Source organism: Delftia acidovorans NBRC 14950, assembly GCF_001598795.1.
Taxonomy (GTDB): domain Bacteria; phylum Pseudomonadota; class Gammaproteobacteria; order Burkholderiales; family Burkholderiaceae_C; genus Comamonas; species Comamonas acidovorans.
The window spans coordinates 233795-246252 of sequence record NZ_BCZP01000005.1 but is presented as its reverse complement, the minus strand read 5'-3'; the positions used below and the strand labels follow the sequence as shown (position 1 = coordinate 246252).

General features: G+C 66.4%; 12 protein-coding genes. 3 read left to right on the top strand and 9 right to left on the bottom strand.

The features are described 5' to 3' along the window. Positions 1-129 precede the first annotated feature (129 nt). Complete coding sequence (locus DA1_RS08700; protein WP_012204809.1) at positions 130-534, top strand: tautomerase family protein; 405 nt, start codon at positions 130-132, stop codon at positions 532-534. A gap of 45 nt (positions 535-579) precedes the next feature. Here the strand turns inward: DA1_RS08700 and DA1_RS08695 are convergent, their stop codons facing one another. Both DA1_RS08695 and DA1_RS08690 read right to left on the bottom strand, forming a co-directional pair. Beyond that, entirely contained in the window at positions 580-1497 is a 918-nt protein-coding gene (locus DA1_RS08695; protein ID WP_013803054.1) for an SPFH domain-containing protein, read from the bottom strand. Between the two features lie 100 nt (positions 1498-1597). Continuing rightward, complete coding sequence (locus DA1_RS08690; protein WP_013803053.1) at positions 1598-2023, bottom strand: NfeD family protein; 426 nt, start codon at positions 2021-2023, stop codon at positions 1598-1600. Positions 2024-2172: 149 nt separating this feature from the next. Here DA1_RS08690 and DA1_RS08685 point away from each other — a divergent pair, with 149 nt between their 5' ends. Further along, on the top strand, positions 2173-4776 hold the full coding sequence (locus DA1_RS08685; protein ID WP_034392124.1) for an arginine/lysine/ornithine decarboxylase: 2604 nt from the start codon (positions 2173-2175) through the stop codon (positions 4774-4776). A gap of 96 nt (positions 4777-4872) precedes the next feature. On the opposite strand, the gene DA1_RS08680 is transcribed toward DA1_RS08685, so the two are convergent. The 3 genes from DA1_RS08680 to DA1_RS08670 all read right to left on the bottom strand — a co-directional run bounded on the left by DA1_RS08680 (position 4873) and on the right by DA1_RS08670 (position 8312). Further along, a complete protein-coding gene (locus DA1_RS08680; protein WP_034392126.1) occupies positions 4873-5934 on the bottom strand; it encodes a Bug family tripartite tricarboxylate transporter substrate binding protein in 1062 nt (353 codons plus the stop codon). Positions 5935-6071: 137 nt separating this feature from the next. Then, complete coding sequence (locus DA1_RS08675) at positions 6072-7319, bottom strand: CaiB/BaiF CoA transferase family protein (RefSeq protein WP_013803050.1); 1248 nt, start codon at positions 7317-7319, stop codon at positions 6072-6074. A gap of 39 nt (positions 7320-7358) precedes the next feature. After that, complete coding sequence (locus DA1_RS08670; RefSeq protein WP_034392128.1) at positions 7359-8312, bottom strand: hydroxymethylglutaryl-CoA lyase; 954 nt, start codon at positions 8310-8312, stop codon at positions 7359-7361. 157 nt (positions 8313-8469) lie between these two features. Between DA1_RS08670 and DA1_RS08665 the strand changes: the two genes are divergently transcribed. Next, entirely contained in the window at positions 8470-9201 is a 732-nt protein-coding gene (locus DA1_RS08665; RefSeq protein WP_034392130.1) for an IclR family transcriptional regulator, read from the top strand. Positions 9202-9225: 24 nt separating this feature from the next. Here the strand turns inward: DA1_RS08665 and DA1_RS08660 are convergent, their stop codons facing one another. The 4 genes from DA1_RS08660 to fabI all read right to left on the bottom strand — a co-directional run bounded on the left by DA1_RS08660 (position 9226) and on the right by fabI (position 12407). After that, the gene (locus DA1_RS08660) at positions 9226-10146 is read right to left on the bottom strand and encodes a ZIP family metal transporter (RefSeq protein ID WP_012204817.1); all 921 of its coding nucleotides are present in this window, start codon (positions 10144-10146) and stop codon (positions 9226-9228) included. Between the two features lie 35 nt (positions 10147-10181). Further along, positions 10182-10817 (bottom strand): superoxide dismutase, encoded by a 636-nt coding sequence (locus DA1_RS08655; RefSeq protein WP_034392132.1) that lies wholly within the window; start codon positions 10815-10817, stop codon positions 10182-10184. Positions 10818-10879: 62 nt separating this feature from the next. Continuing rightward, positions 10880-11332: a DUF2753 family protein gene (locus DA1_RS08650; protein WP_225614194.1), complete on the bottom strand. Its 453-nt coding sequence runs from the start codon at positions 11330-11332 to the stop codon at positions 10880-10882. A gap of 274 nt (positions 11333-11606) precedes the next feature. After that, positions 11607-12407 carry an enoyl-ACP reductase FabI gene (gene fabI, locus DA1_RS08645; RefSeq protein ID WP_034392136.1) on the bottom strand — a complete coding sequence of 267 codons (801 nt, stop codon included), beginning with the start codon at positions 12405-12407 and terminating at the stop codon, positions 11607-11609. Positions 12408-12458 lie beyond the last annotated feature (51 nt).

Genomic DNA, 12458 nt, shown 5'->3' with positions numbered 1-12458 from the left:
ATAGAACCGGCCGAATCATCGCTTTTCAGGCAATGGGCCGGTGGATAGATTTGCCGCTTCGGCCGGCAATTCCTGCGTGGATTCTGGCCGGACTCTCCCTCTCCATTCGATCCCAAAGCACATAGCACCATGCCCTTCGTCCACACCTATCTGCCCCAGTCCACCTCCACTTCCCAGCGCGATGCCGTCGTGCAGGGCATCCACCAGGCGCTGGTGCAAGGCATTGGCATGCCCGAGGACGAGCTGTTCAACATGGTGCACCCGTACGCTCCCGGGCAGTTCGCGTTCAGCCGCAGTTTCAACGGGGTGGCGCGTTCGGATGCGGTGGTGGTGGTCGAGATCACCATGCGGCGCGGACGCAGCGACGCGATGAAGAAGGCCTTGTATGCGGCCATTGCGCGCAACCTGCACGAGGGGGCCGGGGTTGCGCCGGCCGATGTGTTCATCTTCATGCATGAGAACGACTACTCGGACTGGTCCGTGGGCCATGGGCGCTTCGCCATGGCACTGGTGCAGCAGACCGGCGCGCAATGAAAAACGGGCCGCGATGGCCCGTTCTTCGTGGGGGTCCGGCGGATCTCAGCTGGTGCGCTGTCCGGTCTGGATCATCTTCATGGCCGAGGTGATCAGGCTCGATACCTCGGTCATGTTGCTGGGAACGATCAAGGTGGTGGTGGCGTCCGATGCCACCTGGCTGTAGGCCTCGACGGCCTTTTCGGCCACCTTGAGCTGCACGGCCTGTTCGCCGCCGGGCTGGCGGATGGCGGTGGCCACGCGTTCGATGGCCTGGGCGGTGGCGTCAGCCACGGCCTTGATGGATTCGGCCTCGCCCTGGGCCTTGTTGATGACGGCCTGCTTCTCGCCTTCGGAGCGTGCGATGAAGGCTTCGCGCTCGCCGGTGGCGATGTTGATCTGTTCCTGGCGGCGGCCTTCGGAGGCGGCGATCAGGGCGCGCTTTTCGCGCTCGGCCGTGATCTGGGCCTGCATGGAGCGCAGGATTTCAGCCGGCGGCGTCAGGTCCTTGATTTCATAGCGCAGCACCTTCACGCCCCAGTTGAGCGCGGCCTCGTCGATGGCCGAGACGATCTGGGCGTTGATCATGTCGCGCTCCTCGAAGGTCTTGTCCAGTTCGAGCTTGCCGATCACGCTGCGCAGCGAGGTCTGGGCCAGTTGGGTGACGGCCATGATGTAGTTGGACGAGCCGTAGCTGGCGCGCATGGGATCGGTGACCTGGAAGTAGAGGATGCCGTCCACCTGCAGCTGGGTGTTGTCGCGCGTGATGCAGACCTGGCTGGGCACATCCAGCGGGATTTCCTTGAGGCTGTGCTTGTAGGCCACGCGGTCCACGAAGGGCACGAGGAAGTTCAGGCCCGGCGTGAGCGTGCCGGCGTACTTGCCAAGGCGTTCCTTGACCCAGGCGTGCTGCTGGGGCACGACCTTGACGGAGCGTGCGATGAAGATGGCCGCGATGACGGCGATGACGATGGCGATTTCCATGGTGTCTCCAAGCCCGGAGGGCATTCAGTGAAACAAGAGGGTGAGGCGAAGGGGCGCGAGGACTGCATCCCCAGGTGTGCGCAAGAGGTGCAGCGGTGGCTCAGAGCTTGTCCACGAGCAGCCGGTTGCCGACGACCTCGGCCACGCGGTGCATGCCGGCCGAGGGCAGGTTGCCCGGGCGGCCGATCACGGTCCATTGGGCGCCACGGTAGCGGACCTGGGCCGTGCCGTCGGAATTCCATTGCTCGACCATGACGGACTCGCCTATGTCGAGATTGACATCGCGGTTGCTCGATGCCGGCTGGCGGCTGGGCTGGCGGCGGCGCACCAGATAGCAGGCCAGCACGAAGGCGCTGCCCAGCGCGGCGGCGATGATGATCTGTGCAATGGGCGCCAGGCCCGCATGCGCGCACAGCGCGCCGATGATGGCGCCCAGCGCCAGCATCAGCAGATAGAAGCTGCCGGTCAGCAGCTCGGCGATGACCAAGGCGCCGGCGACTAGCCACCAGATGGTGGAATATTCCATGCGTGAGACTCCCTTTGTGACAGTTGCTTGTGTTTAGTGCAGCACATTCTGGGTGAAAATCCGCACGCTTCAAAGGCGCAATAAGGATATTCCTTACACTTCGCGCCTGTTTCGTTTTTTGGCCCGCTCAGGTTACGGAGGCTGCCCCCATGAAGTTTCGCTTTCCCATCGTCATCATCGACGAGGACTACCGCTCCGAGAACACCTCGGGCCTGGGCATCCGCGCCCTGGCCCAGGCCATCGAGGAAGAAGGTTTCGAGGTGCTGGGCGTGACCAGCTACGGCGACCTGTCGCAATTCGCGCAGCAGCAAAGCCGGGCCAGTGCCTTCATTCTGTCCATCGATGACGAGGAGTTCTCGCTGGGCGATGGCGGAACCGATCCCGTGATCCACAGCCTGCGCAGCTTCATTGGCGAAGTGCGCCGCAAGAACGCCGATGTGCCGATCTACATCTACGGCGAGACCAAGACCAGCCGTCACCTGCCCAACGACATCCTGCGCGAGCTGCACGGCTTCATCCACATGTTCGAGGATACGCCGGAGTTCGTGGCCAAGCACATCATCCGCGAAGCCAAGAGCTACCTGGAAGGCGTGCAGCCACCGTTCTTCAAGGCGCTGCTGGACTATGCGGAAGACGGCTCCTACAGCTGGCACTGCCCCGGACACTCGGGCGGCGTGGCCTTCCTGAAAAGCCCCGTGGGCCAGATGTACCACCAGTTCTACGGCGAGAACATGCTGCGCGCCGACGTGTGCAACGCGGTGGAGGAGCTGGGCCAGCTGCTGGACCACAACGGCGCCATCGGCGAGAGCGAGCGCAATGCCGCCCGCATCTTCAATGCCGACCATTGCTACTTCGTGACCAACGGCACGTCCACGTCGAACAAGATCGTGTGGCACCACGCCGTGGCGCCCGGCGACGTGGTCGTGGTGGACCGCAACTGCCACAAGTCCATCCTGCACTCCATCATCATGACGGGTGCGATTCCGGTGTTCCTCAAGCCCACGCGCAACCACTTCGGCATCATCGGCCCGATCCCGCAAAGCGAGTTCTCGGTGGAGTCCATCCAGGCCAAGATCGCGGCCAATCCGCTGCTCAAGGGCGTGGATGCCAAGACTGTCAAGCCGCGCGTGCTGACGCTGACGCAGTCCACCTACGACGGCGTGCTCTACAACACCGAGACCATCAAGAGCATGCTGGACGGCTATGTGGCCAACCTGCACTTCGATGAGGCCTGGCTACCGCACGCTGCCTTCCACCCGTTCTATGGCAGCTACCACGCCATGGGCAAGAAGCGCGCGCGCCCCAAGCACTCGGTGGTGTATGCCACGCAGTCCATCCACAAGCTGCTGGCCGGCATCAGCCAGGCCTCGCATGTGCTGGTGCAGGATAGCCAGACCGAAAAGCTGGACCACCACCTGTTCAACGAGGCGTACCTGATGCACACCTCGACCAGCCCGCAGTACAGCATCATCGCCAGCTGCGACGTGGCCGCCGCGATGATGGAGCCGCCCGGCGGCACGGCCCTGGTGGAGGAGTCCATTCTGGAAGCGCTGGACTTCCGCCGCGCCATGCGCAAGGTGGAGGACGAGTTCGGCGACGACGACTGGTGGTTCGAGGTCTGGGGTCCCGAGAAGCTGGCCGATGAAGGCGTGGGCTCGGCCCAGGACTGGATCATCCGCGGCCATGACGCGGCGCCCAAGCGCTCCAAGGCCAAGAACGGCAAGGAGTTCGACAACTGGCACGGCTTCGGCGAGCTGGCCGACGGCTTCAACATGCTGGACCCGATCAAGTCCACCATCGTGACGCCGGGCCTGGACCTGGACGGCGATTTCTCGGACACGGGCATCCCCGCCTCCATCGTGACCAAGTACCTGGCCGAGCACGGCGTGGTGGTGGAGAAGACGGGCCTGTACTCGTTCTTCATCATGTTCACCATCGGCATCACCAAGGGCCGCTGGAACACCATGCTGACGGCGCTGCAGCAGTTCAAGGACGACTACGACCGCAACCAGCCGCTGGCGCGCATCCTGCCCGAGTTCTGCCAGCAGCACCGCCGCTACGAGCGCATGGGCCTGCGCGACCTGTGCCAGCACGTGCACCAGCTGTACGCCAAGTACGACATCGCCCGCCTGACGACCGAGATGTACCTGTCGGACCTGCAGCCCGCCATGAAGCCCACCGATGCCTACGCCCACATCGCGCAGCGCAAGACCGAGCGCGTGGAGATCGACCACCTGGAAGGCCGCATCACCGTGGGCCTGGTCACGCCGTACCCGCCCGGCATTCCGCTGCTGATTCCCGGCGAAGTGTTCAACCGCAAGATCGTGGACTACCTGCTGTTTGCGCGCGAGTTCGCCAAGGAGTGCCCAGGCTTCGAGACCGACATCCACGGCCTGGTGGAACTGCAAAGCGAAGATGGCGAAGTGCGCTACTACGCCGACTGCGTGGCCGGGACCGCGCCGGCCCGCAAGACGCCGGCAGGTGGCAAGCCTGCTGCGAAGAAGGCCGTGAAGACTGCAGCCAAGCCTGCGGCCAAGGCAGCGGCCAAGACAGTTGCCAAGGCAGCCGCGAAACCGGCAGCCAAGCCGGCCGCCAAGGTTGCCAAGGCCGCCGGGGTCAAGGCGCCTGCCAAGCGCCCCGCAGCGCGCAAGGCGCAGCCCGCCGCGCCTGAAGTCGGCACCGCAGCCAAGCCTGCGCGCGGCCGCAAGATGGTGCAGGTGGGGGACGATGGTCCCTTCGGCCGCACGATCTGATCGCCGGGCCGGCTGACGGCCCATAAAAAAGGCGCGGGTCCCGAAAGGGGCTCCGCGCCTTTTTCATTGCGCCGCTGCGGCGTCGTTATTCCGTGGTCACTCCAGGCGTATCTTTGCGTCGCGGATCAGCGCGGCCCAGTCCGTCTGTTCCTTGAGCAGGTATTGGGCCGCGTCCTGGATGCTGCCGCCCAGGGCCGTGCTGCCCTCGGCCTGCAGTTGCTGCTGCACGGCGGGCTGCTGCAGGGCCGCGTTCACGGCGGTGTTCATCTTCTGCACGATGGCAGCCGGCGTGCCCTTGGGCGCGACGATGAGCTTCCAGTCCACGGCCTCGAAGCCTGCATAGCCCGATTCGGCCACGGTGGGCACCTCGGGCAGGATGGGCAGGCGCTTGGCCGAGGTCACGGCCAGGGCGCGCAGCTTGCCGCCCTTGAGCAGCGGATAGACGGCCTGGGGCGTGCCGAACATGTAGTGCGTCTGCTTGCCCAGCAGGTCGGTCACGGCCGGCGCTGCGCCCTTGTAGGGCACGTTCAGCACCTGGATGCCGGCCTTGAAGGCCAGCATCTCGCCGGCCAGGTGGCCTACCGTGCCCGTCGATGCCAGTCCCTGGCGGATGCCGCCCGGGTCGGCCTTGGCGGCCTTGACCAGGTCCTGCACGGACTTCCATGGCGATTCCTGCGGCACGACCAGCACCGTGGGCTGGGCAGCGACCAGGGCCACGGGGATCAGGTCGGTGCGCGGGTTGAAGGGCATGCTGGGCAGCAGGGCGGGGTTGATGGCGAGGTTGGCGGTCTGGCCCATGCCGAAGGTATAGCCATCCGGCGCGGACTTGGCCACTGCATCCAGGCCGATGTTGCCGCCCGCGCCGGGCTTGTTGTCCACGACCACGGTCCATTTGTTCAGCGTGCCCACGCGCTCGCTGATCTGGCGCGCGACCGCGTCCGTGCCGCCGCCCGGCGTGTAGGGCACGACCATGCGCACGGCGCGTGAGGGCCAGTGGTCAGGCTGGGCCTGGGCCGCCAGCGGGAGCAGGGCGGCAGCCAATGCGGGCAGGGCGCACAGCAGCAACTGGCGGCGCGGGGCGGAGCAAGGGCGGGCCTGGGTCTGTGTCAGTGTCTGTATCTGTTTTTGGGCGGCCGGGTTGCGGTGGATGGCGGGCATGGTGTTGTCTCCGGGAATTTTTGGGAAAAGGCCTCCCCGCCGGGCGCGTGGCAAGCGTCGTCCGGTAAGGGGTGGATGGGATGGAAGGGCGCCGCGCGCCGGGTGGACGGCGGCGCCTTCAGTGGCTCAGCCTGGCTTCAGTGGGAAGCCTTGGCGTGGCTGTCGGTGGCGTCGCCCCGGGCCAGGGCCAGGGCCTGCTCGCTGCTGTAGCCCAGGGCGGTGAGGATCTCCAGGCTGTGCTCGCCCAGGCGCGGCGGCGACAGGCGCACATCCAGGCGCTTGCCGTCCAGCGTGAAGGGCAGCAGCACGGTCTTGGTCTCGCGGCCATCGGGCAGGGTGATAGGGGCCAGCGCGCCCGTGGCGTTCAGGTGCGGGTCTTCCAGCAGGTCCTGCGGGCGTGCGATGGGCGCGAAGGGCAGGCCGTTCTTCTCGAAGATCTCCGCAATGTGGGCGGCGCTGTGCGGGGCCATCTTCTCGCGCAGCAGCGGCATCAGCCAGCTGCGCGCCAGCACGCGGTCGTTGTTGCTGCCAAGGCGCGGATCGTCGCGCAGCTCGCCCAGGCCGAAGGCGTCGCAGAACAGGCGCCAGGCGCCATCGCTGACCACGGCCAGGAAGATCTGCTCGCCGTCCCGGACTTCGAACACGTCGTAGATGGCCCAGGCCGAGATGCGTGCCGGCATGGGCGCGGCCGGCTTGCCGGTGACGGCGAACTGCATCATGTGCTGGGCGACCAGGAAGATGTTGTTCTCGAACAGCGCGCTTTGCACTTCCTGGCCGCGCCCGGTCTTCTCGCGCTGGGCCAGGGCGGCCATCGCGCCCATGGCGCCGAACATGCCGCCCATGATGTCGTTGACGCTGGCGCCTGCGCGCAGCGGGTCGCCGGGGCGGCCCGTCATGTAGGCCAGGCCTCCCATCATCTGCACCACTTCGTCCAGCGCCGTGCGGTGCTCGTAGGGGCCGGGCAGAAAGCCCTTGTGGCTCACGTAGATGAGGCGCTCGAAGCGGTCCTTGAGGCTGTCGTAGTCCAGGCCCAGCTTGCGCATGGTGCCGGGCTTGAAGTTCTCGCAGACCACGTCGGCAGTGGCGATCAGGCGCAGCGCGGCCTGCTTGCCTTCCTCGGTCTGCAGGTCCAGCGTCAGGCTTTTCTTGTTGCGGTTGAACAGCGGGAAAAAGCCCGAGCCCGAGCCCAGCAGCTTGCGCGTGGCATCGCCGTCGCGGCCGTGGCCCACGGGCTCGATCTTGATGACTTCGGCGCCCAGGTCGGCCAGCATCATGCCGCAGGACGGGCCCATGACCATGTGGGTGAACTCGACCACGCGGATGCCTGCGTAGGGCAGTGGCGTGGCCTGGCCTGCGGCCGTGTCGGGGGAGTTGGGTTGGCTCATGGAAAAACGGTGAATGAATATGTGGGTTGTCGCTGCGGCTCAGGCCGGTGCGTAGATGCGGGGCACAAAGCCCTTGGGCAGTCCGGCCAGCGGCGTCATGCCGTGCAGCTCCTCGCCGGGCAGGCCTGCGGCCAGCGGCTGGCGGGCGGCGATCAGGCGATCGATGTCCACGCCGGTGCGGATGCCCATGGCCTCGAACATGAAGACCAGGTCTTCGGTGACCACGTTGCCCGAGGCGCCGGGCGCATACGGGCAGCCGCCCAGGCCGGCCAGCGAGGCGTCAAAGGTACGCACGCCGGCCTCGTAGGCAGCCAGGCAGTTGGCCAGGCCCAGGCCGCGCGTATTGTGCATGTGGGCCGCGCCTGCGTGCCCGCCCAGCTCGGCGCGCAGCCGTGTGAACAGGCGCCGCACCTGGGCCGGGTTGGCCATGCCCGTGGTGTCGGACAGGCCCGATTCATCGGCGCCTGCCGCCACGCAGGCCAGGGCCAGTGCAATCACTTCGTCCTCGGGCACCAGCCCCTGCAGGGTGCAGCCGAAGGCCGTGGAGATGCCCGCCTCGATCAGGGCCTGCGGTGCGATCTCGTCGCGCAGCGCGGCAATGGCCCGCACCTCGTCCACCATCTGTATGGGCGTCTTGCGCACATTGGCCATGGAGTGCGCGGGGCTGGCCGAGACGGGCAGCGTGACCTTGTGGGCGCCGGCGCGCAGCGCGGCCTCGGCGCCGCGCAGATTGGGGGCCAGGGCCATCACGGTGACGCCCGGCAGGGTGATGGCCTGGGCGACCACCTCGGCCGCGTCGGCCATCTGCGGCAGCAACTTGGGCGAGACGAAGGAGCCGACCTCGATCTCCTGCAGGCCTGCATGGGCCAGCGCGGCGATCCAGGCATGCTTGTGCGCCGTGGACATGGTGGAGGCCACGGACTGCAGGCCATCGCGCGGGCCGACTTCGCTGATGAGTACGTCAAAACGGTGGGAGGACATGGGCAGTTGCATCCGGTGGTGGGTGTCGATGGTGGCGGATTCACCTGTTGACATCGGGGTTCTGTGTGGTTCTAATAGATAGAACTGTATTCTCTCTATTGAAATATTCCCTGCTGCACGCGCCATCGTCAAGCCTGCGTGCCTGGGGTTTTCCCTTGGGTGCCTTTTTATGCCTCGCAAATCAGTGACGGAATCGGTGGCCGACGAGAACGCCGCGCCGGGCGGCGTGGCGGCCGTGGACAGGGCCTTGAGCCTGCTGGCAGCGTTTCGCGACGGCGACGACGGGCTGACGCTGGCCCAGTTGTCGGAGCGCACGCGCCTGTACAAGAGCACCGTGCTGCGGCTGCTGGCCTCGCTGGAGCATGGCGGCTGGGTGCTGCGCATGGATGACGGCCGCTACGCCGTGGGCCCGGCCGTGGCGCGGCTGAACACCGTCTATGCCCGGCATTTCTCGCTGGACAGCGTGGTCATGCCCGTGCTGCGCACTCTGGTGCAGGCCACGGGCGAAAGTGCGGCCTACCACGTGCGCCAGGGCCAGGACCGGCTGTGCCTGTACCGCGTGGATTCGCCCCATCCCGTGCGCGACCATGCACGCACGGGCGATCTGCTGCCGCTGGGCCAGGGCGCAGGCGGGCGCGTGCTGTCGGCTTTCGACACCGAGCTGTACGCCGCATCGCGCGGCGGCAGCCGAACGCAGCTGGCCCGTGTGCGCGCCGATGGCTACTGCGCCATGGTGGGGGACAGGCACCGCGAGATCGCAGGGATTTCGGCCCCCGTGTTCAAGCGCGATGGGGAATTGGCAGCGGCGCTGACACTGACCATGCCAGCCCACCGCTATGAAGAGCGCCACGCCCGCCATGTGCTGGCGGCGGCGCGGGAACTGGGGCTTTTGCTGCCCTGAGCCAGGCGTGCGCGGTGCGCTGGCTCAGCCCAGGGCCGTGTCCAGCACCATCATCAGCACAAAGCCCAGCATGAGGCCGCCCGTGGCAAAGGCTTCATGGCCCTTGCGGTGCGACTCGGGAATGATTTCGTGGCTGATCACGAACAGCATGGCGCCCGCTGCAAAGCCCAGGCCCCAGGGCAGCATGGCTGCCGAGCCGCTCACGATGGCTGCCCCCAGCACGGCGCCCACGGGCTCCACCAGGCCGGAGGCCATGCCCAGCAACACGGCAAAGCTGCGCTTGTAGCCTGCGGCCAGCAGGGCCACGGCCACCACCAGGCCTTCGGGCACATCCTGTATGGCAATGCCCGTGGCCAGTGCATTGGCGCGCAATCCGTCGTTGCCCGCATAGCCCACGCCGATGGCCAGGCCTTCGGGCAGGTTGTGCAGGGTGATGGCGAAGACGAACAGCCAGGTGCGCTGCAGCTTGCGCGCGCCTTGCGGGTCCAGGCCTTCGCGGCCCTTGATGAAGTGCTCATGGGGCAGGAGCCTGTCCATGAGCATGAGGGCGGCACCGCCCATCAGGATGGCCGAACCTATGACCCCGCCCGCCGCCCAGCTGCCGCCACCGAATAGTTCCTGGGTGCGCACGGCCTCCAGTCCAGGCAGGATCAGCGAGAAGGCGCAGGCGGCCAGCATGACCCCGGCGCCAAAGCCGAACAGGGTGTCCTGCGTGCGCTCGGACAGGCGCTGGGACAGCATCACGGGCACGGTGCCCAGTGCGGTCGCCAGCGCGGCGGCCGAGCCTCCGGCCAGGGCCTGGAAGACCACCGGATGGTTCTGGGCGTAGGCCCAGAACTGGCTGGTGAGCGCCCAGGCGCCGGCCATCATGATGGCCAGGCCTATCCACAGGCGGATGTTGGACCGTACGCTGGTCTTGGAGCGGAAGCGTTGTGGCAGATCCATGCTGGTCGAGGTCAGAGGTTGGCGTTGCGGACCGTTCAGCCGCGTGCGGCGGCGTAGCGGCGGGCCACTTCGGCCCAGTTGACTACGTTGTAGAACGCCGCGATGTATTCAGGGCGGCGGTTCTGGTACTTGAGGTAGTAGGCGTGTTCCCACACGTCCAGGCCCAGGATGGGGGTGGCGCCGGAGCCGATGCCTGCCATCAGCGGGCTGTCCTGGTTGCCGCTGCTTTCCACGGCCAGCTTGCCGTCCTTGCCCACCACCAGCCAGGCCCAGCCGCTGCCAAAGCGCGTGAGCGCGGCCTGGGTGAAGGCGGCCTTGAAGGCATCGAAGCCGCCCAGTTCCCGCTCAATGGCCTGTGCCAGTTCGCCCGAGGGAGCACCGCCGCCGCCCTGGTCCACCGGGGCCATCACGGTCCAGAACAGGCTGTGGTTGGCGTGTCCGCCGCCGTTGTTGCGCACGGCACCGCGAACGCCTTCAGGCAGCAGGGACAGGTCGGCGATCAACTGCTCCACGGGCTGGCTGCCGTGCGGCGTGTCCTTGAGCGCGGCATTCAGGTTGTTCACATAGGCCTGATGGTGCTTGGTGTAGTGGATCTCCATGGTCTGCGCATCGATATGTGGCTCCAGCGCGTCGTAGGCGTAGTTCAGGGGAGGCAGGGTGTAGTTGCTCATGTGGTTTCTTTCAGGGACTACGGGGAAAAAATCGGTGCGTTGCGATGTCTGTGCGGCTCCAATCAATGCGCCAGCCGGGGCGGCAGGGCGGTGGCTGTGCAGTCGAAGACGCGGGCCGAGGCCTGAAGCGCTGCATCGATGCGGGGCTGGCTGCCGTGCTGGCGCTGCCACTGCAGCAGGGCTGAATGGGTTTCGCGCATATGGCGCCAGGCGGCGCTGCACACGGCGGCCGCATGGTGGCGCGCATCACCCAGGGCCAACAGGCCCTGGTGCGCCTCGCACAGGTATTCGATGGCCAGTGCTGGCTGCTGGCGCAATGCCAGCAACTCGGCCAGGTTGTGGTGGGAGACCACCCAGGCGGCCATGCAGTGATCGGCGTGTTCCGCCAGCAGCGGGCCGGCGATGAGGCGCTGCGCCACATGCAGGGCCTTCATCTGCATGGCGAGCGCGCTTTCGATCTGGCCTGCATGGAAATGCCCATGGGCGCGGCGCGCCAGCTGTTCCCATTGATTCAAGGATGCTTGGGAGGGTGCAGGGACGGGAGAGGGCAGACTGAGGTCAGAGGTTGCTTGCATATCTGCTGGCTCCGAGGTTTTCAGAGGTTCTTTGATATTGATCTGAGAATTGTATTATTCATGAGAATCATTCTCATTCAAAACAAAAATGACCGTATGCAATCCGATGTGTATTTCCTTCGCGCATCGGCAGGATGCGGATGCCTGGATTCCAGGCGAAAAAAAGCCCCGCAGGCGGCAATGCCTGCGGGGCGGGTCGCAGTCTGGCGGTGACTTAGACCTGGTCGGCCGACAGGCCTGCGGTCTGGCTGAAGCCACCGTCCACGTAGGTGATCTCGGCCGTCACGCCCGAGGCGAGGTCCGACAGCAGGAAGGCGGCCACATTGCCCACGTCCTCGATGGTCACGTTGCGGCGCAGCGGCGATGCATCGGCCACGCGGCCCAGCAGCTTGCCGAAGTCCTTGATGCCCGAGGCGGCCAGGGTCTTGATGGGGCCGGCCGAGATGCCGTTGGCGCGAATGGCGCGGCCGTCTGCCGTGCGGCCCACGGCCTCGGCCAGGTAGCGCACCGACGCTTCCAGCGATGCCTTGGCCAGGCCCATGGTGTTGTAGTTGGGGATGGAGCGCAGGGCGCCCAGGTACGACAGCGTCAGCAGCGAGGACTTGTCGTTGAGGTAGGGCAGGGCCGCCTTGGCCATCGCGGGGAAGCTGTAGGCGCTGATGTCGTGCGCGATCTTGAAGCCTTCGCGCGACAGGCCGTCCAGGAAGTTGCCGGCGATGGCCTCGCGCGGTGCAAAGCCGATGCTGTGCACGAAGCCGTCGAACTTGCCCCAGGTCGCGCCCAGGTCGGCGAACAGCTTTTCGATCTGGGCATCGTCTGCCACGTCGCAGTCAAAGATCAGCTTGGAGTCGAATTCGGCGGCGAACTCGGTGATGCGGTCCTTGAAGCGCTCGCCCACATAGCTGAAGGCCAGCTCCGCGCCCTGTGCATGGCAGGCCTTGGCGATGCCGTAGGCGATGGAACGGTTGGACAGAACGCCCGTGATCAGCAGTTTTTTACCGGCGAGAAAGCCCATTGTTGTTCTCCAGAGAAAGTGAGTGGAAGTGCGCACCAGCTGGCGGCGACG

Excerpts from the sequence above, each read along its gene's own strand:
- DA1_RS08680 (WP_034392126.1), bottom strand. The coding sequence starts at position 5,934 with ATGCCCGCCATCCACCGCAACCCGGCCGCCCAAAAACAGATACAGACA.
- DA1_RS08690 (WP_013803053.1), bottom strand. The coding sequence starts at position 2,023 with ATGGAATATTCCACCATCTGGTGGCTAGTCGCCGGCGCCTTGGTCATC.
- DA1_RS08655 (WP_034392132.1), bottom strand. The coding sequence starts at position 10,817 with ATGAGCAACTACACCCTGCCTCCCCTGAACTACGCCTACGACGCGCTG.
- DA1_RS08665 (WP_034392130.1), top strand. The coding sequence starts at position 8,470 with ATGCCTCGCAAATCAGTGACGGAATCGGTGGCCGACGAGAACGCCGCG.
- DA1_RS08700 (WP_012204809.1), top strand. The coding sequence starts at position 130 with ATGCCCTTCGTCCACACCTATCTGCCCCAGTCCACCTCCACTTCCCAG.
- DA1_RS08685 (WP_034392124.1), top strand. The coding sequence starts at position 2,173 with ATGAAGTTTCGCTTTCCCATCGTCATCATCGACGAGGACTACCGCTCC.
- DA1_RS08675 (WP_013803050.1), bottom strand. The coding sequence starts at position 7,319 with ATGAGCCAACCCAACTCCCCCGACACGGCCGCAGGCCAGGCCACGCCA.
- DA1_RS08670 (WP_034392128.1), bottom strand. The coding sequence starts at position 8,312 with ATGCAACTGCCCATGTCCTCCCACCGTTTTGACGTACTCATCAGCGAA.
- DA1_RS08660 (WP_012204817.1), bottom strand. The coding sequence starts at position 10,146 with ATGGATCTGCCACAACGCTTCCGCTCCAAGACCAGCGTACGGTCCAAC.
- fabI (WP_034392136.1), bottom strand. The coding sequence starts at position 12,407 with ATGGGCTTTCTCGCCGGTAAAAAACTGCTGATCACGGGCGTTCTGTCC.
- DA1_RS08695 (WP_013803054.1), bottom strand. The coding sequence starts at position 1,497 with ATGGAAATCGCCATCGTCATCGCCGTCATCGCGGCCATCTTCATCGCA.